This is a genomic window from Ruegeria sp. O5 (genome assembly GCF_056535105.1).
Map to the genome: position 1 here is coordinate 56,056 of NZ_JBQERN010000006.1, position 20,998 is coordinate 77,053.

16 protein-coding genes and 2 pseudogenes are annotated in these 20,998 nt (G+C 58.5%); 12 read left to right on the top strand and 6 right to left on the bottom strand.

Annotation, left to right across the window (positions count from 1 at the left end):
- Window positions 1–31: 31 nt before the first annotated feature.
- From ACR0M3_RS10260 to ACR0M3_RS10295, 8 genes are all read left to right on the top strand, one after another.
- Window positions 32–1,348 carry a flavin-containing monooxygenase gene (locus tag ACR0M3_RS10260; protein ID WP_480899433.1) on the top strand — a complete coding sequence of 439 codons (1,317 nt, stop codon included), beginning with the start codon at window positions 32–34 and terminating at the stop codon, window positions 1,346–1,348.
- Window positions 1,345–2,247 (top strand): bile acid:sodium symporter family protein, encoded by a 903-nt coding sequence (locus ACR0M3_RS10265; protein WP_480899430.1) that lies wholly within the window; start codon window positions 1,345–1,347, stop codon window positions 2,245–2,247. The genes ACR0M3_RS10260 and ACR0M3_RS10265 overlap by 4 nt, the downstream gene beginning before the upstream one ends.
- Window positions 2,244–3,176, top strand: a complete 933-nt coding sequence (locus ACR0M3_RS10270) for an SDR family oxidoreductase (protein ID WP_480616674.1) — start codon at window positions 2,244–2,246, stop codon at window positions 3,174–3,176. Before ACR0M3_RS10265 ends, ACR0M3_RS10270 begins: the two co-directional genes overlap by 4 nt.
- Complete coding sequence (locus ACR0M3_RS10275; protein ID WP_480910577.1) at window positions 3,173–3,937, top strand: SDR family NAD(P)-dependent oxidoreductase; 765 nt, start codon at window positions 3,173–3,175, stop codon at window positions 3,935–3,937. The genes ACR0M3_RS10270 and ACR0M3_RS10275 overlap by 4 nt, the downstream gene beginning before the upstream one ends.
- Before the next feature lie 79 nt (window positions 3,938–4,016).
- Window positions 4,017–6,485 (top strand): heavy metal translocating P-type ATPase, encoded by a 2,469-nt coding sequence (locus tag ACR0M3_RS10280; RefSeq protein ID WP_480910580.1) that lies wholly within the window; start codon window positions 4,017–4,019, stop codon window positions 6,483–6,485.
- Window positions 6,482–6,871, top strand: coding sequence for a Cu(I)-responsive transcriptional regulator (cueR, locus tag ACR0M3_RS10285; protein WP_480557736.1), 390 nt, complete (start codon window positions 6,482–6,484; stop codon window positions 6,869–6,871). The genes ACR0M3_RS10280 and cueR overlap by 4 nt, the downstream gene beginning before the upstream one ends.
- Window positions 6,872–6,897: 26 nt before the next feature.
- Window positions 6,898–7,845: an NAD(P)-dependent oxidoreductase gene (locus ACR0M3_RS10290; protein WP_480910692.1), complete on the top strand. Its 948-nt coding sequence runs from the start codon at window positions 6,898–6,900 to the stop codon at window positions 7,843–7,845.
- Window positions 7,846–7,952: 107 nt separating this feature from the next.
- Window positions 7,953–11,018, top strand: coding sequence for an aminotransferase class III-fold pyridoxal phosphate-dependent enzyme (locus ACR0M3_RS10295; protein WP_480910582.1), 3,066 nt, complete (start codon window positions 7,953–7,955; stop codon window positions 11,016–11,018).
- A gap of 48 nt (window positions 11,019–11,066) precedes the next feature.
- Here the strand turns inward: ACR0M3_RS10295 and ACR0M3_RS10300 are convergent, their stop codons facing one another.
- Window positions 11,067–11,543 carry a hypothetical protein gene (locus ACR0M3_RS10300; RefSeq protein WP_480910585.1) on the bottom strand — a complete coding sequence of 159 codons (477 nt, stop codon included), beginning with the start codon at window positions 11,541–11,543 and terminating at the stop codon, window positions 11,067–11,069.
- Window positions 11,540–11,707, bottom strand: a complete 168-nt coding sequence (hemP, locus tag ACR0M3_RS10305) for a hemin uptake protein HemP (protein WP_209504713.1) — start codon at window positions 11,705–11,707, stop codon at window positions 11,540–11,542. The genes ACR0M3_RS10300 and hemP overlap by 4 nt, the downstream gene beginning before the upstream one ends.
- A 217-nt stretch (window positions 11,708–11,924) precedes the next feature.
- Here hemP and gph point away from each other — a divergent pair, with 217 nt between their 5' ends.
- Both gph and ACR0M3_RS10315 read left to right on the top strand, forming a co-directional pair.
- A complete protein-coding gene (gene gph, locus ACR0M3_RS10310) occupies window positions 11,925–12,584 on the top strand; it encodes a phosphoglycolate phosphatase (protein ID WP_480482160.1) in 660 nt (219 codons plus the stop codon).
- 327 nt (window positions 12,585–12,911) lie between these two features.
- Window positions 12,912–14,615 carry a SulP family inorganic anion transporter gene (locus tag ACR0M3_RS10315; protein ID WP_480482162.1) on the top strand — a complete coding sequence of 568 codons (1,704 nt, stop codon included), beginning with the start codon at window positions 12,912–12,914 and terminating at the stop codon, window positions 14,613–14,615.
- A gap of 17 nt (window positions 14,616–14,632) precedes the next feature.
- Here ACR0M3_RS10315 and ACR0M3_RS10320 read toward each other — a convergent pair.
- The 4 genes and pseudogenes from ACR0M3_RS10320 to ACR0M3_RS10335 form a co-directional block, all read right to left on the bottom strand.
- Window positions 14,633–14,806: pseudogene (locus tag ACR0M3_RS10320) on the bottom strand (D-lactate dehydrogenase); the annotation flags it as partial.
- Window positions 14,807–14,828: 22 nt separating this feature from the next.
- Window positions 14,829–15,260: pseudogene (locus ACR0M3_RS10325) on the bottom strand (integrase core domain-containing protein); the annotation flags it as partial.
- Between the two features lie 133 nt (window positions 15,261–15,393).
- A complete protein-coding gene (locus ACR0M3_RS10330) occupies window positions 15,394–15,960 on the bottom strand; it encodes a tetratricopeptide repeat protein (protein ID WP_480910586.1) in 567 nt (188 codons plus the stop codon).
- Between the two features lie 30 nt (window positions 15,961–15,990).
- Window positions 15,991–16,473: an Lrp/AsnC family transcriptional regulator gene (locus ACR0M3_RS10335; protein WP_480482166.1), complete on the bottom strand. Its 483-nt coding sequence runs from the start codon at window positions 16,471–16,473 to the stop codon at window positions 15,991–15,993.
- 108 nt (window positions 16,474–16,581) lie between these two features.
- On the opposite strand from ACR0M3_RS10335, the gene putA reads away from it, so the two are divergent.
- Together putA and ACR0M3_RS10345 are read left to right on the top strand one after the other, a co-directional pair.
- A complete protein-coding gene (gene putA, locus ACR0M3_RS10340; RefSeq protein ID WP_480910589.1) occupies window positions 16,582–19,980 on the top strand; it encodes a bifunctional proline dehydrogenase/L-glutamate gamma-semialdehyde dehydrogenase PutA in 3,399 nt (1,132 codons plus the stop codon).
- A 42-nt stretch (window positions 19,981–20,022) separates the two neighbouring features.
- The gene (locus ACR0M3_RS10345; RefSeq protein WP_480910590.1) at window positions 20,023–20,766 is read left to right on the top strand and encodes a rhomboid family intramembrane serine protease; all 744 of its coding nucleotides are present in this window, start codon (window positions 20,023–20,025) and stop codon (window positions 20,764–20,766) included.
- Window positions 20,767–20,998: the final 232 nt, after the last annotated feature.

Below are 20,998 nucleotides of genomic sequence, written 5' to 3' on the forward strand. Positions count from 1 at the left end.
AATTTAAACCTCACGAACTTTGGGAGGGTTCATGACAGAAACGCGCGACACATTCGCCCTGATTGGGGCGGGGCCAATGGGTTTGGCCGCGGCCAAGGTGCTGAAAGAACAGGGAATCGCATTTCAGGGGTTTGAGTTGCATTCGGATGTGGGCGGTTTGTGGGATATCGATGCCCCAAGATCAACCATGTACGAGTCGGCGCACCTGATCTCATCCAAGCGTATGACCGAATTTGCGGATTTCCCCATGAATGACGCGGTTGCCGAGTACCCCTCGCACCGGGCGATGCGCGACTATTTCCGCGCATTTGCGGACCGTTTCGGGTTGCGTGAGGGTTACAAATTCAATGCAGAAGTCACTCAGGTCGCTCCGCTGGGCAATCCGGGTGACGGTTGGCGCGTGTGCTGGCGAGACCAAGATGGCGACCATCAGGCCGAATATGCCGGCGTACTCATTGCGAACGGTACCCTGTCGGAACCGAATGTACCCAGCTTTCCGGGTACATTTGACGGCGAGTTGATCCATGCCTCGCAATATCGGTACCCAAGCCAATTCGACGGCAAGCGTGTGCTGGTCGTGGGCGCAGGCAATTCCGGCTGTGACATCGCAGTCGACGCCATCCACCACGCGAAACGCTGCGATCTGTCGATGCGGCGCGGGTATTATTTCGTCCCGAAATACGTCTTTGGCAAACCCGCTGACACAATAGGTGGAAAGATCCGTCTGCCGATGTGGCTGAAGCGTAAGGTCGACAGCCTGATCCTTGGCTGGTTTGTCGGCGATCCACAGAAATACGGCTTTCCCAAACCGGGTTACAAGCTGTACGAAAGCCACCCCGTGGTGAATTCGCTGGTTCTGTATCACGCAGGCCATGGCGATCTGAGCATCCGCCCGGATATCGCCCGGCTGGAGGGCCACACCGTGCATTTCAAGGACGGCTCCTGCGACGACTATGACATGATCCTCGCCGCGACCGGATACAAACTGCATTACCCGTTCATCGACAAGGGCCTGCTGAACTGGCAGGGCGACGCCCCGCATCTGTATCTGAACACGATACATCCCGAACGGGACGATCTGTTCGTGCTGGGCATGGTCGAGGCCACGGGCCTGGGCTGGCAGGGCAGGCACGAGCAGGCCGAGATGGTGGCGCGCTACATCAAAGGGCTTCGACACGGCTGCCCCGTGGCAGCCGATCTGCACGCAGAAAAGCAAAAAGGTTATACGCGCGCCACCGGAGGCATGAACTACATCGACCTGCCCCGCATGGCCTATTACGTGGACAAGAATACCTACAGAAAGGCTGTCACCGGCTGGATCGACCGGCTGCGGAAGGCCGCCGCATGAGTGGTATTGACCAGATCACACTGAATTTCAGTCCGGCGTCTCTGACGCTGTTGAATGCTATTCTGGCAATCGTGATGTTCTCGATTGCCATCGACCTTACGCCTCGGGATTTTGACCGTTTAAGGCGCGCACCCAAACCAGTGGTTGTCGGATTGTTTTCACAACTCGTCGTCCTGCCTGCGCTGACCTTTGTGATGGTGTGGATTACCACACCGCAACCGTCAATTGCGCTTGGCCTGATCCTTGTCGCGGCCTGCCCAGGGGGCAATATCTCGAACTTCATCACCCACCGCGCGGGCGGGAATGCAGCGCTTTCGGTGTCGATGACAGCCTTCGCCACCATCTGTGCGATCTTCATGACACCTTTCAATATTGCGCTTTGGGGTGGGCTTTACCCACCGACCCGCGCAATCCTGCAACAGACCCAGATCGACCCAATGCAGATCGCAATCCTGGTCGGTCTGATGCTGATCCTGCCGCTGGTTCTGGGAATTACGCTGAATCAACGCCTCCCCGCCTTGACGGCACGGTTGCGCGCACCGCTGCAACTTCTGTCGATGGGTATCTTTGCTGGGTTTATCGTACTTGCTCTGGCTGCCAACTGGGGGTTTTTCCTTGGGTTTGCCGGGGCTGTTGCCGGGCTTGTAATCCTTCACAATGCCCTGGCGCTGGGGGGCGGTTGGGTTGTGGCCACTCTGACCGGGCTGTCCCCCTTTGATCGCCGCGCCATCACCATTGAGACCGGCATTCAAAACTCCGGGCTTGGGCTCGTCCTGATCTTTGCATTCTTCAACGGTCTTGGCGGCATGGCCGTGGTCGCTGCATTCTGGGGAGTATGGCACGCTATTTCGGGCCTGGCTTTGGCTTCGGTCATGGCACGAACCGAGGCCGCGCGATGACCCGCATCCTGATTACCGGCGCTGCCGGGATGGTCGGGCAAGCGCTGTTGCCCGAACTTGTTGGGCACGAGGTCTTTGCAACCGATCTGAAACGCCCGGATAACCTGCCGGAAGACGCCTCATTTTTGTCCATGGATGTTACAACCGACGCTCCTGCACGTGCGATTGCCAAGGTGAATCCGGATGTGATTGTGCATTTGGCTTCAGTCGTAACGCCGCCGCCAAAGATGGGGCGCGCCGCAGCCTATGCTGTCGATGTCGAAGGCACGCGAAAAGTGGTGAATGCCGCCATCGCAAACGGGGTGCGCAGATTGGTCGTCACATCTTCCGGTGCCGCTTATGGCTATCATGCAGACAATCCTGTGCCGTTGCGCGAAGGCGATCCATTGCGCGGCAACCCCGAGTTTCCTTATTCAGATCACAAGCGTCAGGTCGAAGAGATTTTGGCCGAAGCCCGCAGCACCGCCCCCGATCTTGAGCAGGTTGTCCTGCGTGTGGGTACGGTTCTGGGAGCCGGAACCGAGAACCAGATCACCGCCCTGTTTCGAAAGCCCCGGTTGCTGGCGGTGTCCGGCAGCGAAAGCCCGTTTGTCTTTATCTGGACCCGGGACCTGGCACGCATCCTTCAGCGCGCAGCAACCGACGGACCAGCCGGGATTTACAACGTCGCCGGTGACGGCACGATGGGTGTGAACGACTTGGCGCGCGCCATGGGAAAACCGGTTCTGCGCCTCCCCCCCTGGGTGCTGAAAGCGGCCCTAGCCTTGGCTCGCCCACTGGGTTTATCTCGCTATGGGCCGGAACAGGTAAGGTTCCTTCAATATCGGCCAGTTCTGGATAATTCTGCCCTGAAATCTGAATTCGGCTATACGCCTGAAAAATCCAGCGCCGAGGTTTTTGCGCTCTGGCAACGGCAGGCCGGGTTATGAAAACCGCGGTCATCTCTGGCGGTGCGGGCGGTTTGGGACAGGCTTTAAGCCGTGCATTGCAAGCCCGTGGGTGGCGGGTGGTGCTGTTAGACCTTGATGTGTCCGGTCTGCAAACAGAACCGAACCAACTGCCAATTGCCTGTGATCTGACTGACCCCGAACAGCTTGCCAACGCAGCTCAAAGGGCGATCACGTCAAGCGACAGCATTGATCTGGTCATCTACAACGCCGGGGTTACGCAAATTCGGGGGTTTGACCAGTCCGACACGGCCAGTCACCGTGCACTGTTTGATATCAACTATTTTGCAGCCGTTGAGATGGCTCGCGTATTTTTGCAGCCTCTCCGCGCGTCAAAGGGAACACATCTGGCGATCTCGTCGGTGGCTGGTTTCGCTCCGCTCTGCCATCGCACGGCTTATGCAGCCTCAAAACACGCGCTTGAGGGTTTTTTCAAATCGCTTCGATCCGAAGAAAAGCCACATGGCGTTCAGGTTCAGATTGCAGCGCCGTCTTTTGTGGCCACCAACCCCGGCAACGCAATGGAGCAACCCGATGGAACCGCGCGCCCCGGATCGGCCAAGGACGGAATGGACGAAATGAGCCCCGAGAGTGCTGCCATGGCAATCCTGCGCGGACTGGACAAATCGCAGCCCATGATCCCGGTCGGACGCGTTGCACACTTATCGTGGTGGCTCAACCGTCTGTCCCCACGCCTGTATCAGTGCTTAATGGAACACAACATGCGCGGGCCGGGATCGTAGAATTTTGCCGTGACCCCCTTGACCTTCCTGTCACTGGAACCCCCATCTGGAGGGCAGACAACCACGTGGGATGAGTCGCATGGCGCAAAAAGCACTGACAGAACTGAAAATCACCGGCATGGGATGCGCATCCTGTGTGGGCCGTGTCGAGGCTGCACTGCGTGATGTGTCTGGTGTTGATGCGGCCTCGGTCAATTTCGCGACCAAAACGGCACAGGTGGAATTTGACGGGCCAGTTTCGGCCCTGACAGCGGCGCTGGATGCAGCTGGCTATCCGGCTGAAACAAGCCATTCAGATCTGAGCATCGAGGGCATGAACTGCGCATCCTGCGTTGGCAAGATCGAGCGCGCGTTGGCTTCCACCGCTGGCGTGATCGAAGCGCAGGTCAATCTGGCAACTCGGACAGCTACGGTGACTTACGCCACAGCTGCAACTACGCCCGAGGCGCTGGCTCAGGTTGTTACCGGAATTGGATACCCCGCGCGTATCCAAGGCGTTGCGGAACCAGAAAGCCGGGAAGACGATGAAATTCAGCGGCTGGTCCGTTCCACAATACTGGCAGCGGCACTAGCCCTGCCCGTATTCATTCTTGAGATGGGCGGGCACATGATCCCCGTCTTCCACCATTGGATACAGGCGACCATTGGAACGCAGACGAGCCATTTGATTCAATTTGCCCTGACCTCGGCTTTGCTTATCGGACCGGGCCGTGTGTTTTACCGCAAAGGTATCCCGTCGCTGTTGCAGGGCACGCCGGACATGAACGCGTTGGTAGCGCTTGGGACCGGCGCGGCTTATCTGTATTCGGTCACGGCCACATTCGCGCCCGGCCTGCTGCCGCAAGGTACCGCCAATGTCTATTTCGAAGCGGCCGCGGTGATCGTAGTTCTGATCCTTCTCGGCCGGTTGATGGAGGCGCGTGCCAAAGGCAAAACAGGGGCTGCGATCCGAAAACTGGTGGGTTTGCAACCAAAAACCGCGCGGGTCGAACTGGATGGACAGATACAGGACCGGCCAATCGCCGAAATTGTTGTCGGAGATATCCTGCACATCCGCCCCGGCGAGCGTGTGCCGGTGGATGCCGAAGTGCTTGAAGGCACCTCTTACGTCGATGAAAGCATGATCACGGGCGAACCAGTGCCTGTTGGCAAGTCGGCAGGTGCGCCTGTTGTCGGCGGCACCGTGAATGGCACCGGAGCTTTACGGGTAAGCGCTACCCGCGTCGGCGGCGACACGGCTCTGGCACAGATCATTCGTATGGTGCAGCAGGCGCAGGGCGCGAAGCTGCCGATCCAGGGGTTGGTGGATTGGATCACCTATCGCTTTGTTCCTGCGGTCATCGCTGTTGCGGTGATCACTGTCGCGCTCTGGCTGATCTTCGGCCCCAGCCCGGCCCTTCCCCTGGCGCTTGTCGCAGGTGTTTCAGTTCTGATCATCGCCTGCCCCTGCGCTATGGGGTTGGCGACCCCAACCTCGATCATGGTGGGCACCGGGCGTGCGGCAGAACTCGGGGTTTTGTTCCGCAAGGGGGATGCGTTGCAACAGCTTCAGCAGGCGCGCGTCATTGCGTTGGACAAGACCGGAACCCTGACGCTGGGGCGCCCCGAACTGGACAGCGTGACAACGGCAAAGGGGTTTGACCGGGAGGAGGTTCTGCGGCTGACTGCAGCCCTTGAGGCACGGTCGGAACACCCGATCGCATCCGCCATCACCCGCGCGGGGCCCGCGACACTGCCAGAGGTATCGGATGTCCGTTCGCTTACCGGGCTTGGCCTGCAAGGGTTGGTTGAAGGCCGCGACGTGTTGATCGGGTCGCACCGGTTGATGCAGCAGCGTGGGATCACCCTTGGAGCCCTGGCGGATGAGGCAGAAGCCCGTGCCGCACAGGGGGCAACCCCTCTGTTCGTCGCTCTGGATGGGCAGGCAGCGGCCACTTTGTCCGTTTCCGACCCGATCAAGCCCGGCACAGTGGAAGCGCTGGAACGGTTGCACCAGATGGGTTTGACCGTGGCCATGATCACGGGTGACAACGCACGCACGGCGCGGGCTCTGGCCGACCGGCTGGGGATTGATCATGTCACTGCCGAGGTACTGCCTGATGGCAAGGTAGACGCAATCACGGCCTTACGGGACCGGTTCGGAGTGCTGGCCTTTGTCGGTGACGGGATCAACGACGCCCCCGCTCTGGCGGCGGCTGATATCGGCATCGCCATCGGAACCGGCACGGATGTGGCCATCGAAACAGCCGACGTTGTCCTCATGTCCGGTGATTTGCGGGGCGTCGCGAATGCGACCGAGATCAGCCGCCGGACAATGAGGAATATTCGCCAGAATTTGGGCTGGGCCTTCGGATACAATGTCCTTCTGATACCGGTGGCTGCCGGTGCGCTGTACCCGTTTGGCGGCTATCTTCTGTCCCCAGCACTGGCAGCTGGTGCAATGGCACTGTCGAGCGTTTTTGTGGTCTCGAATGCGCTGCGCCTGCGCCGTATTCGCGCTAGCGTGCCGGAAACCTCAGGTACGGCCACCAAAGAGGTGCGCGCATGAATATCGGAGATGTTTCCACGCGCACCGGCCTGCCCGCCAAGACGATCCGGTATTATGAGGACATCAACCTGATCAAACCAATGCGCGACGACAATGGCTATCGCCGGTTTCGCGACCAGGACGTGCACAAGCTGAACTTTCTGGGCCGCGCCCGGGCGCTTGGGTTCACCATCGAGGATTGCCGGACCCTGCTGGCACTCTACGAAGATGAAACCCGTGCCAGTGCCGACGTGAAACAGGTTGCACGCGATCATCTTGTTCAGATTGAAACCAAGATCGCTGACCTGAACGCCATGCGCGATACGCTGAGCCATCTGATCGAGGCCTGCGCGGGGGACGACCGGCCCGATTGCCCAATCCTGCGAGATCTGGGCGGGAAAGGCTGACTTGGGGTTGCCCTTTGGGCGCAGCTTTGCTTTGTCTTCGCCAGAGATTTCGGTCAGGCCTGTTTCGCGGAAGCCGACCGAACAGCGGAGAGGATCACAAAATGGCAAAAGTCGCGTTCCTTGGCCTTGGTGTCATGGGCTATCCCATGGCCGGACATCTGCAAGCCGCAGGCCATGACGTCACCGTTTACAACCGCACGACCACCAAGGCCGAGGCCTGGGTCGCGCAGCATGGCGGCGCAATGGCGACCACTCCGAAAGGCGCCGTCAAGGGTGCTGAGTTTGTCATGGCCTGCGTCGGCAATGACGACGACCTTCGCGCGGTTTGCACCGGAGAGGATGGCGCGTTTCAGGGCATGTCCGACGGGGCCATTTTTGTCGACCACACGACAGTTTCAGCAAAGGTCACGCGCGAGCTTTACGCTGCTGGCCAATCTCAGGGTATCGCTTTTTTGGACGCCCCTGTTTCGGGTGGTCAGGCAGGTGCTGAAAACGGCGTTCTCTCGATAATGTGTGGCGGTGATCAGGCAGCTTATGATGCGGCTGAGCCGGTGATGAATGTCTATTCCAAGATCTGCCGTCGACTCGGAGTCAGCGGCGCGGGCCAGATGACCAAGATGTGCAACCAGATTGCGATTGCCGGTCTGGTTCAGGGTCTCAGCGAAGCCTTGCACTTTGCCGAAAAAGCGGGCTTGGACGGGAAGGCCGTTGTTGAGGTGATCAGCCAGGGTGCGGCTGGCAGCTGGCAGATGTCAAACCGGTATGAAACCATGCTGAATGATCAGTTCGAACATGGCTTTGCTGTGGACTGGATGCGCAAGGATCTGGGGATTTGTCTGGATACGGCCAATGAAACCGGCGCGTCTCTGCCGGTGACCGCTCTGGTCGATCAGTTCTACAAGGACGTGCAGAAACTGGGCGGCGGGCGATGGGACACGTCATCGCTGTTCAAACGTTTGCGTGCCTTGGATTAAGGGGTCGGGGGGCTGTCTGCCCCCTCTTGTCCCTTTGGGCCAATTCACCCCCGAGGATATTTTCGGCCAGATGAAGAGGATCCCGGATGAGCGGGACGGAGAAAGACATGAGCGATTTGGTGAACTTCTGGGCGGACGCGCTGCGCCAAAATTGGGGACTGGACGCACGGTTAACCCGGCTGGATGGCGAATATGATCTGAACTTTCTGGCGCAAGCCACAAATGGCCAGGACTATGTGCTGAAAGTCATGCGCGCGGGGTGCGATGCGGGTCTGGTAGATCTTCAGATCGAAGCACTTGCGCATATCGCCTCGGAAGCTCCCGGGTTGCCGTTTCCAAAGGTGTTCCCGGCGTTGAACGGCGCAATGTTGCCGGAAATTTCCGATTCCGAAGGGAAATCGCGGCTGGTGTGGTTGCAGGAACGCCTGCCCGGGCGCTGCTATGCACAAGCGAACCCGAAATCCGAAGAGTTGATCCTGAAATTGGGTCGTGTTCTGGGCGCAACGGATCGCGCTCTGGAGGGGTTTCAGCATGAAGCTTTGCACCGCCCGGATTTCAAATGGGACCTGGCGCAAGCGGGTTGGATCAGTGACAAGCTGGGCGCCATCAGCGATCCCGCGCGTCGGGCGTTGCTTCGGGATATCTGCAACGAATTCACGGCGATCACGGATAGGCTCGAAGGCCTGCCGAAACAGGCCATTCACAACGACGCCAATGACTATAACATTCTTGTTGAAGGTGAATTGGGTGAGCGGAGGCAGGTTTCCGGCCTGATTGATCTGGGTGACATGTGTGCGGCACCGCGCGTCTGTGATCTTGCGATCGCCGGGGCCTATGTGGTGCTAGATCATGCCAGACCCGAGCGGGCATTGACTGCCCTTGTGCGGGGATACCATGCCGCAAACCGGCTGCAAGCCGAGGAGATCGACCTGATCTGGCCTCTGCTGCGGATGCGATTGGCAGTGTCTGTCCTCAATTCGACCCTTATGGCAGTCGAAAACCCGAACGACCCATATGTGACAATCTCTCAGGCACCTGCGTGGCGGTTTCTTGAGAATGCTTCCGTCAATGGCGGGCTGATGTCTGCGCGTCTTCGGGCAGCGTGCGGGCTGCCGGTCGTGGACGGCGCAAAACGCATCCATGCGTATCTGCAAGGACATCGCGGCCGGTTTTCCCAGATGTTCGGTCAGGACCTAAGCGATATTCCGATGGGGTCGTTGTCGGTTGAAAATTGCGTGTGGCCCCAGAACCCTTTCCACATGCCATTGGCCGAGGCCGCACGTGTTGGCGAGGAGTACGGCGAAGGGCTGTGGTTGGGCTATTACAACGAACCCCGCCTGATTTATGCCGAGCCAGGATTTCGCAAAGGGCCATGGAAAGCCTCGGACCGGCGAACAGTGCATCTGGCGGTGGATGTGTTTGCACCCGCAGGGACGGTGCTGCACGCGCCAATGAGCGGTCGGGTCGAGGTGGTCGAGAACCGAGATCAGCACCTCGATTACGGTGGGGTAATTATCCTGCACCATGAAACGCCCGAGGGCGATCCGTTCTACACACTCTATGGTCATCTGGACCCGGAATGCTGTGACCGGTTGAAACCCGGTGATCCGGTGGCACAAGGGGCAGCGTTTGCCCGATTGGGCGACGCCAGCCAGAATGGCGGATGGGCCCCACATGTGCATTTCCAGCTGGCGCTGACAACCAATGGCATGGAAGCGGATTGGCCTGGTGTCGGCGACCCGGATGAGATGGAGCTATGGCACGCGGTTTGCCCGAACCCGGCGGCCTTGCTGAACCTGCCGGATGACAAGGTGTTCTACCAACCCACCGACAAGCAGGCGATCCTGCAAGGCCGCCGCGATCACTTTGGTGGCAACCTGTCGCTGACTTATGATGACCCAGTCATGCTGGTACGCGGGTGGAAACATCACCTGTTTGACGAATGGGGCCGCCCCTATCTGGACGCCTATAACAACGTCCCTCATGTGGGTCATGCGCATCCCCGTATTCAGGCAGTGGCTGCGGATCAGTTGAAGCGGATGAACTCAAATACACGATACCTGCATCCGGCACAGACAGCTTTCGCCGACAAGATCCTGTCCAAATTGCCCGATCACTTCGAGGTCTGCTTCTTCGTCAATTCCGGAACTGAAGCCAACGAACTGGCCCTGCGGCTTGCCCGTGCCCATACTGGGGCCAAGGGGATCGTGACACCAGACCATGGCTATCACGGCAATACGAATGCGGCTGTGGCGATATCGGCTTACAAGTTCAACAAACCGGGCGGCATCGGGAAAGCCGACTGGGTTGAACTGGTTGAAGTTGCAGACGACTATCGCGGTTCGTTCAAGCGTGACGATGCGGATCGGGCGCAGAAATTTGCTGATCTTGTGGACCCGGCCATTGCTGCCTTGCAGGACCGGGGTCAGGGTCTGGCCGGGTTCATCGCCGAAACTTTCCCGTCTGTCGGTGGACAAATCATTCCGGCCAAAGGTTACCTGCCTGCGGTTTATGAAAAAATCCGTGCCGCCGGGGGTGTCTGCATAGCAGATGAGGTACAGACCGGTCTGGGTCGCCTGGGTGAGTATTACTTTGGATTTGAACATCAGGGCGCGCTTCCTGATATCGTGGTGATGGGTAAACCCATTGGTAACGGGCACCCTCTGGGTGTGCTGGTGACGACGCGGGCGATTGCCGACAGCTTCAATAACGGGATCGAATTCTTCTCGACCTTTGGCGGATCGACGCTGTCTTGCCGGATCGGCAAGGAAGTATTGGACATCGTCGATGACGAGGGCCTGCAGGACAATGCGCGTCAGATGGGTGACCGCCTGAAAATCGGGCTGCGCCAGATCGAAGCCGACTTTGGTTGCGTTGGCGATGTACGGGGCATGGGGCTGTTTCTGGGTGTTGAGCTGATCAATCCCGACGGAACCGAAGGAACCGAGATCTGCAGCTATGTCAAAAATCGGATGCGCGATCACCGAATTCTGATCGGCAGTGAGGGACCAAAGGACAACATCCTGAAAATCCGCCCACCGCTGACGATTGAGGCCGAGGATGTGGACATGATCCTGTGGGCGCTAAGGGACGTGCTGTCCGAGGTCGGTGACTTCTCTCCTGCTCCGGTTTGCGATCACGACCATCACCACGCGGGATGCGGGTGCTGCTGAAGGATTGACCCCGGCGCTTTGCCGGGTTTGACCGTCCTGCAAGCACAGTCAATGCAAAACGGCAGTGGAGGTATCGTGGCCTGTCGTCGGAATCGCATTTCCCGTTGTCATACGCCGGAGCGTCAGGCCCAGTTCCTCCGACAGGGATGCCAGAGCAGGCGCAAAATCCGGGCGCACGATCAGTGACGCCATCATCATCGCGTCTTCGCGTGCCCCTTCGGATGCGGCGGCAACCATTTGGGCAAAACAATTCTCATCCGCGCCCAGACATGCACACCCCAGACCGTGCCTGATTAGCGGGCGTCGACAATGCGTTGCGCAAAGCGAACACAGACGATCCAGCGTCAGCATGGCGGCACGCCCATAATCTGATCCCAGCGCTATGCAAAAATCGCTCGCGATATCAGCGCGACCGCTTTCACCCTGGCTCCACATCCGCAGATACATCACCGCACCCGCTTCGACTGGATCAAGATCCGCCAGACGGCCGACCGCGGCACCGCCGCGCAATGAATGCGCGCTCATTTCGTCAGGATCAGTTTACCTGCACGGGTGATGCGCAGGGTATACAATTGGTCACCCAACTCGATATGGGCCAGGTGGCCACCTTTGGTCAAATCCTCGGCCTTGTGCGCAGGCAGCATCGAGACAGCATAACCTTGGGTTGGGGTCGGGTTCTGTACGTTCATCGGGGCATCTCCAGAGCGAGTCGGCATGGTGCCATACCTGTTGCGTTTCGTTTTATCTGGCTGACCCGAGAGGGTTGGCTTTCCGTTCCTGTCATTAAATCTGATTATTTTAGTAAGGAATGTCAAGCGCTGTTTCAAATCAGGCGTCATTGAGCCGATTGCGCCCCTGAAAACGACGGGTTAAGACTTGGGGCGGGTATTGAAAGGCAAGCAAAACGTGACCGCAGCAGTTGTTTTTGATCTGGATGGAACGTTGGTCGACAGCGTCGGGGACCTGGCAGCAGCGGCCAATAAAACGCTGAACGGTCTGGGTCACGATCCTGTGCCCGTTGATGTGATCAGAGGGTTTGTTGGCAATGGCCTTCCCAAACTGGTCGAGCGTTTGATGCGACACTGTGATTTGCCCATGGATCGCCACGCGGAACTGACCCAACAGACACTGAAGCATTACAATGCGGCGGTCAGTGCAACGACAGTGCCTTATCCCGGGGTTCTGGAGGCCCTGGAAACACTGAAACAGATGGGTTGCGTTCTTGGTATCTGCACCAACAAACCCGAAGCACCCGCACGTCACGTGCTGGAGGCGCTCAACTTATCCCGGTTCTTCGACGTTGTTTTCGGCGGTGATACATTGCCAATTCGCAAACCGGATCCGGGCCACCTGCTGGAAAGCTTCAAAGCACTTGGGACCTCGGGCACACGCTTGTATGTGGGTGACAGCGAGGTCGACGCAGAAACAGCTGTAAACGCCAGGATACCGTTTCTGCTGTTCACGGAAGGGTACCGCAAAACCCCGGTGGCCAATATACCGCACACCGTTGCTTACAGTGCGTCCGAAACACTGCCGACACTCGTGACCAAATTGATCCAAAACTAAGTAAGTTCACTCGACACGAGTCATAAAACGAATGACTTGGGCTTTCGCAAACCCCAAAAAGTTAAGAGGGGCCGGCCGAGGGGGTGTGACCAGCCCCTCATCGGGGAAAGTAAATACCGTGTTTGTGTGTGGTAAGTACGGTAGGTCATGTTTACCCCTGATCGGCAGTTTGCGAAATTGGGGGATTCCCGTAGTTCGGCGAAAATAACTGAAAAACTGGAAAAAGAGGCACGTCAGACCACACAATTTACCTGTGATAATTTGCCTGTAAGATAGCCCGACGGTTCGAACATTCGGTTCGCTGGTTGAATGGGTATAGGGTAACCCATGAAAAAACAGGACAGAAATCAGAGAGCGGCGCGTCTGCAAATCCTGCAGGGCATTCTGCCTGTTGACCGCGCGCGCCTTCCGGCGGAAATGCTGGCTGGTCTGAGTTTTGCCTGCCTCGCGATCCCCGAAGTCATGGGTTACACCAAAATCGCCGGCACTCCGGTCATGTCCGGGCTGTATACGATCCTGATTCCCATGGCTCTGTTTGCGCTGTTCGGATCGTCCCGACACCTTGTTGTCGGTGCCGATTCGGCGACAGCAGCCATCACCGCCTCGGGACTGGCGGGCTTGGCGATGTCCGGAACGTCTGAGTATCTGGCACTGGCGTCCTTGCTGGCGCTTATGGCTGCCATGCTTTTGATTGCCGCGCGTGTCATCGGGCTGGGGTTTCTGGCTGATTTTCTGTCCAGAACGGTATTGGTCGGCTTTCTGACCGGCGTGGGCATTCAGGTTGCAACGGGTCAAATCCCCGGATTGTTGGGCATCGAATCCGCTGGGCACGGAACACTTGCAAGGTTGAAGGACGTTTACTTCAACATATCCAACGTCAACTGGCCAACCGTGATCGTCTCATCAGCCGTGTTAGGCATTGTCCTGGGATGCACAAGACTGTCGCGCAAAATCCCGGGGCCATTGGTTGCCATTGTCGGGGTGATCCTGTGCAGTTGGGCCTTTTCATTCAACATTTCCGGAATCTCGGTGTTGGGAGAGGTTGTCGGCGGTTTGCCCTCGTTCTCGATCCCGGACGTGCAGTGGAGCTGGACCTTGTTCAAACAATTGCTCCCCACGGCCTTGTCCATCTTCGTTGTTATTCTGGCACAAAGCGCCGCAACATCACGGGCATACGCCTCGAGATATGATGAGACTTTCAACGAAAACACGGACCTGATCGGACTGGGTCTTGCGAACTTCGGAGCCGCATTCACGGGGACATTCGTGGTCAATGGCAGCCCCACAAAGACCGAGATGGTCGCCAGCGCCGGAGGGCGCAGCCAGGTGGCGCAACTGACAACAGTGGTAATAGTCCTGTTGGTTATCCTGTTTCTGACCAAGCCTTTAGCCTATCTTCCCACAGCAGCACTTTCGGCCATCGTTTTCCTGATCGGTCTCAAGCTGATCGACCTGCACGGAATGGCAACAATTTACAGGCAGGCCCGGTCCGAGTTCTGGGTTGCCACGGCAACCGCCACCGTGGTTGTTCTGGTTGGTGTCGAGCAAGGCGTCATTTTTGCCATGGTCCTGTCTTTGGTCGACCACACACGCCGGGGATACCACCCAAAGAATTCGGTAGTATTGCGTACCGAGTCCGGTGGCTGGCGTTCAAAGGGATTGGAAGCACCAAACCAATTCGAGCCCGGTCTGGTAATCTACCGGTTTTCCCACGGCATGTACTACGCGAACATGCAGATATTCACCGAGGAAGTCACAACAATCGTTCAGAACGCAGACGGAAAACTGACATGGTTCTGCATCGACGCCTCGGCAATTGACGTTGTCGATTTCACAGCCGGGTTCACGTTGCGCAGTATCGCCAATTTCCTGCAATCCAAGGGGATACGGCTGGTTTTCACGCTGGTCGAGCCAGACGTGAAAGCCGAGTTGGATCGCTACGGTGTAACAGAACTGGTTGGCGAAACTGCGTTCTATGAAAACGGCAAAGCTCTGCTGGATGCCTATCACATGCGCCCAAGTCCCATCTGACATTGTCACCGGTAGGTTCACGCCTTGGACATCTTCCCGACCCCCGGATTGAAAGAGTTGGTCGGATCACAGGATTTGTAATGCGCCGCCAAATCGGGTTTGGCTTTGTACAAGTGGCCCACATTGTGTTCGGCAGGATATTCAAAAAGGGTCAGCATAGCCGCCTTCAGCGCCTTCGGCGGCGTGCCCCTATCGGGTGGTCCGGTTTGTTTGTTACTGCACCCTGGGCCTCTGGTCTATCGGGACGATTATTTCGGGCGCAGGCCGGCGGTAGCCCAACGCGCTGTGCGGCCTGACGGAGTGATAGTGGACACGACATTGCTCAATCAGGATTTGCGCCTTCCTTAAGCTGTAGAAGATCTCACCGTTGAGCAGCTCATCCCGGAACCGAGCGTTGAAGCATTCGCAATAGCCGTTCTCCTAGGGTGATCCCGGTTCGATGTAAGCCGTCTTCGCCCCGACAGCTGCGATCCACCCTCGCACCTTCTGGGCGAAAAATTCCGGCCCATTGTCGGTTCTTATGTATTCCGGCGGGCCGCGGAGGATGAACAGGTCAGTCAATGCATTCAGCGCATCGGTTGAGTTGAACTTGCGATCGACACGGATCATCAGCCCCTCGTTGGTGTATTCGCCAATGATGCTCAGCGTCGATAGACGCGTCCGTCAGCCAGAAGTCATGCCATATGATAGCCAGTGAACAACTCGGGTGGGTCCAACACGACCAGTTTGCTTGCAAATAGGTTCGGTTTCCCATTGCGGTTCTTTCGAAAACCCGGCGTCAGATATCTTGACCGGGCGGTTCCAAAAGACCGCCGGGTTCTAACAATGCCCGCTCTGACAGCCATGGGTTAAGTTCTAGCGCTTCGGCAAGTGCCGCGCGCGCGTCGTCAAGGCGCTTCAAACCCAACAGTGACAAGGCGCGTCCGCTCAGCGCACCTATATGGTTCGGCGACAACTCGATCGTGACATTCAGATCCTGCAAGGCAGCAGCGAAGTCTTGTCGGAGATAGTTCACAAACGCACGCTGATTGTAGCCTTCGGCGTAGTTCGGGCAGTATTCGACTAGCTGGTCAAGCTCGTCCAACGCCCCCGGTAAATCCCAGGCCTCCCGCCGCGCCATTCCTCGGTCCAGCAAGCCTTGTGCACGCGCATCTGGCGCATCGGTCCAAAGCTCCCACATCTGGTTGGAAATAGCGCGCGCATCACTTTGCGATTCTGCCTTCTGAACCTGATTGATTAGCGCATCCACACCTTCTGAATGATCCCGAGCATCAGGGCAGGACTGGGCGTGCGCCGCGCAGGACAAGGCAACAACAGCAAGAGCAGCGAGGAAAGCGTGTGTCATGTACCAAGGATGGCTCGTAATCCCGATCCGTCAAGCCTGATGCTCGAACCCACCCAAACTGCCGGTTTCCTTAACCGCCTCCATCGCCACAAAGGTCGAGGTGCTGGCGACATGCGGCAAGGATGAAATCTTTTCGGCCAGAACACGACGATACTCTGACATCGTGGCTGTGCGGACCTTCAACAAATAGTCGAAATTCGAAGCGATCATATGGGCTTGCTCGACCTCGGCAGTTTTTCGGACAGCCGCGTTGAACTCGGCCAGTGCCTTTTCGCGGGTATCGGTCAGACGCACCTCGACAAAGGCAACGTGGTCCAGCCCCAGTCTGATCGGATCCAGCATCGCCCGGTACCCCTTGATCACCCCGCTTGCTTCAAGCCGTTTCAGGCGCGCCTGTGTCGGTGATTTCGACAGACCGATTTCGCGTGCAAGATCGGCGACCGAAATGCGCCCATCCTCGGCCAGAATTCTAAGAATCGATCGGTCAAACCGGTCCAGGTCGGGGAAGTTCATTTGCGCTGCTCTCTGGTAAAATTTCAGGTGTTCCGCCTTCAATTACCGTAAACTCAGGCGATTGTCCTGAGTTTTCGCAGGTATATTGGCACAAAGACCGGAGGACCCATGTCTCATACCCTGCGTACATTAATCGACACCTCAACCTATGCTGACCAGTCGGCGATCCTTGAAACCCTGATCTCTCAGGCCAGCCTGAGCGCCACGGACCGCGGCGCCATCAGCGCCGCTGCCGCGCAGCTTGTGCGCGACATCCGATCCAGCACGTCTCCGGGGTTGATGGAGGTGTTTTTGGCCGAATACGGCCTGTCCACCGACGAAGGCGTCGCCCTGATGTGCCTGGCCGAGGCGCTGTTGCGCGTGCCGGATGCCGACACGATTGACGCGTTGATTGAAGACAAAATCGCCCCTTCGGATTGGGGTAAGCATCTTGGGCACTCGTCTTCATCCTTGGTGAACGCCTCAACCTGGGCACTGATGCTGACGGGCAAGGTTCTGGACGAAGGCAAGACTTCGCCCGTTGGCGCCCTGCGCGGGGCCATCAAGCGATTGGGTGAACCCGTGATCCGTACTGCTGTGTCGCGGGCGATGAAGGAAATGGGGCGGCAATTCGTGTTGGGTGAATCCATTCACGCTGCGATGGAACGCGCGCGCGGGATGGAAAGCAAGGGATATACCTACTCTTACGACATGCTGGGAGAGGCCGCGCGAACCGAGGCGGACGCCGCGCGTTATCACCTGTCGTATTCACGCGCCATCTCGGTCATCGCCGAAGCCTGCACCCATGATGATATCCGCGCCAACCCCGGCATTTCGGTCAAGTTGTCGGCCCTGCACCCCCGCTATGAACTGGCACAAGAAAAGCGGGTGATGGATGAACTGGTCCCGCGCCTGCGGGCGCTGGCCCTTTTGGCCAAGGCCGCTGGCATGGGGCTAAACGTCGACGCCGAAGAGGCGGATCGCCTGTCTTTGTCATTGCAGGTGATCGAGGCGGTGATGTCCGATCCGGCTCTGGCCGGCTGGGAAGGGTTCGGCATCGTGGTTCAGGCCTATGGGCCACGCGCTTCGCTGGTTCTGGACACGCTCTATGACATGGCGGAACGCCACGATCGCAAGCTGATGGTGCGTCTGGTCAAAGGCGCCTATTGGGATACCGAGATCAAACGCGCGCAGGTCGAAGGCGTGGATGGCTTTCCCGTCTTCACGCACAAGGCGGTCACCGACGTGTCCTATGTCGCCAATGCGCGCAAATTGCTGGGCATGACAAACCGGATCTATCCGCAATTCGCCACCCACAACGCCCATACAGTCAGCGCCATTCTGCACATGGCCGAAGGTCAGCCTTTTGAGTTCCAGCGCCTGCATGGCATGGGCGAGACATTGCATCAGCTTGTGATGAACAGCCAGAAGACCCGCTGCCGCATTTATGCACCGGTTGGCGCGCATCGTGACCTGCTGGCCTACCTTGTGCGGCGTCTACTGGAAAACGGGGCAAACTCATCCTTCGTCAACCAGATTGTCGACGAAAACGTCCCGCCGGAAGTGGTTGCCGCAGATCCGTTTGTTACTGTTCAAACGCCCCCACCCCCTTTGCCCACCGGCCCCGAACTGTTCCAGCCGGATCGTCCCAATTCCATGGGATTCGATCTTCACCACACTCCGACGCTGGACAAGGTTGATGCAGCGCGGGACCAGTTCCGTGCGTATCACTGGTATGCACAACCCTTGTTGGCTGACGCTGCCAAACCCCAGGCGGATGAGCCGGTAATCAACCCGGCGAATCCTGCCGACAAGCCCGGCGCGGTCGCCTCGGCAAGTGACGCGGATGTTGAACTGGCGCTGGCTTCGGCAAAGCCGTGGCAGGCCCCGGCAGCCGAACGTGCCCGCATCCTGAACTCTGCCGCCGATCTTTATGAAACACACTACGGCGAATTGTTCGCCCTGCTGGCGCGCGAGGCTGGCAAATCGCTGCCTGACGCCGTGGCGGAACTGCGTGAGGCGGTGGATTTCCTGCGCTACTACGCCGCCAACATACCTGATGCCGAGCCCGCGGGCGTATTCACCTGCATCAGCCCGTGGAACTTCCCGCTGGCGATCTTCTCAGGGCAAATTTCGGCAGCTTTGGCGACCGGGAACGCCGTATTGGCCAAGCCTGCACCGCAAACACCCCTGATTGCGCACCGCGCCGTTCAATTGCTGCATGAGGCCGGTGTGCCGCGCGACGCGCTGCAATTGCTGCCGGGTGGTCCGGCCGTGGGCGCGGCGCTGACATCGGATGCGCGCGTCTCGGGCGTGGCCTTCACCGGCTCGACAACGACCGCTCTCAGAATCCGGTCGGCAATGGCTGGGGCCATGCGCCCCGGCACGCCGTTGATCGCAGAAACTGGCGGCCTGAACGCCATGATCGTCGACAGCACCGCACTTCCCGAACAGGCCGTGCAATCGATCATTGAAAGCGCTTTTCAGTCCGCGGGTCAGCGGTGTTCCGCACTGCGATGCCTGTACCTGCAACAGGATATCGCAGATGACGTGCTGACCATGCTCAAAGGGGCAATGGACGCCCTGCGCATCGGGGACCCCTGGCTGATCTCTACCGATTGCGGCCCGGTGATTGACGCGCAGGCCCGGCAGGTCATCGCCGATCACGTCGCTATTGCACGGGCCGAAGGGCGCGTTCTGAAAGAGCTGCCGCTACCACCCGAAGGTATCTTTGTTGCCCCCACGTTGATCGAAATCTCGGGCATTGCCGCGCTGGAGCGCGAAATATTTGGCCCCGTATTGCACGTGGCAAGGTTCAAAGCGCAGGAGATCGACAAGGTCATCGCGGATATCAACGCCACCGGATACGGGCTGACCTTTGGCCTGCAAACCCGGATCGACGACCGGGTGCAGCATGTGACCGAAGCAATCCATGCCGGAAACATCTATGTAAACCGCAATCAGATCGGTGCCATCGTTGGCTCCCAACCTTTTGGCGGTGAAGGGCTGTCAGGCACCGGCCCGAAGGCGGGCGGCCCGAATTACATGGCCCGGTTTTGTGCACCGGATCGGCAAATCACGACAGAATCCTGGGAGCATTTGGCAGACCAACCTGCCCCTCAAGGCCAGCCTGCCCCAATACAAACCCGTTCTCTGCCCGGTCCGACCGGAGAATCGAACCGGCTGAGCGAATATCCCCGCCCGCCTCTTCTGTGCATGGGGCCGGGGGAAACGGCGGCGCGCGCGCAGGCTGAAGCTGTACAGGCACTGGGTGGCACGGCCATTCAGGCAACCGGAATGCTTGACCTTCACCGGTTGGAGAACCTGACCGGTATCTCTGGTGTTCTTTGGTGGGGCGATGCTGAAACCGCGCAGCAGATCGAACTGCATCTGGCCCGTCGGGACGGCCCCATTCTTCCCCTGATTCCCGGCAGACCCGACCGCGCGCGTGTGCTGGGTGAGCGCCATGTGTGTGTCGATACGACCGCAGCTGGCGGAAACGCTGCGTTGTTGGGAGGTGCGGCATAAGCTTGCCTTGACGCTGGGCGCGCAAAAGCCCAGCGTCACCTCATGTTTCCGATACGTGACCATAACCCCTCGGGGCGCACGCCTTATGTTGTCTACGTCTTATTGGCGGCCAACATCCTGATCTTCCTCAGCTATGTGGGGATCATGAATGATGCGCCACTTATCAACCGGCTGTTCTTCGACTACGCCATCATCCCGGCGCGGGTCAGCAATGGGGTTGGTCTGGAAACCCTTGTAACATCCATGTTCCTGCATGGAGGCTGGATGCATCTGGCCGGGAACATGCTGTTCTTATGGATATTCGGCGACAATCTGGAAGACGAAATGGGCCATCTGCCCTTTTTGCTGTTCTACCTGGTCGCAGGTATCGGCGCAGGTCTGATCCATGTGGTTACAGGGCCGGACTCTCAGGTGCCTACCGTCGGCGCCTCGGGCGCGATTGCGGGTGTCATGGGGGGATACCTGCTGCTGTTTCCCAAAGCGCGTGTGGATATTCTGCTGATCCTGGTTGTCTATTTCAGGGTCTTTACCATCCCCGCTTTCATCATGCTGGGCGTATGGTTAGCGATACAGTTCTTTGGCAGCGTCACCAGCAACCCGGACGAAGGCGGTATCGCCTACTGGGCCCATACCGGCGGATTTGCAGTAGGGCTGATCCTATGTGTGCCGCTATGGCTGCGACGCGGTGGCGTGCAATTCTGGAACCGCACGCACGGGCACCCGCCCCACCCTGAGGCAAAGTATAAGCTGTCGCAGTCACGTATACCGCGCGTTCCGCGTCGATAAAGCTGAACTGAGGGGCGATCAGCCCATGGGCGCTATCTTACCAGATCGAATACCAAAATTGGGTAGCCTACGCATCCTGTGAGCGGTTGTTGCCGTTCGTGCAGAACGCGGCGAAGGTGCCAAGAGAACTCGGGGTCAGCATGCCAGTTTTGGTGCGCGTGTTCGCAGCATGGGAACCGCCGCGGCTGCTTCATTCTCAACGCCGCCGCGCGGGTTAAAACCAGCCATTCAA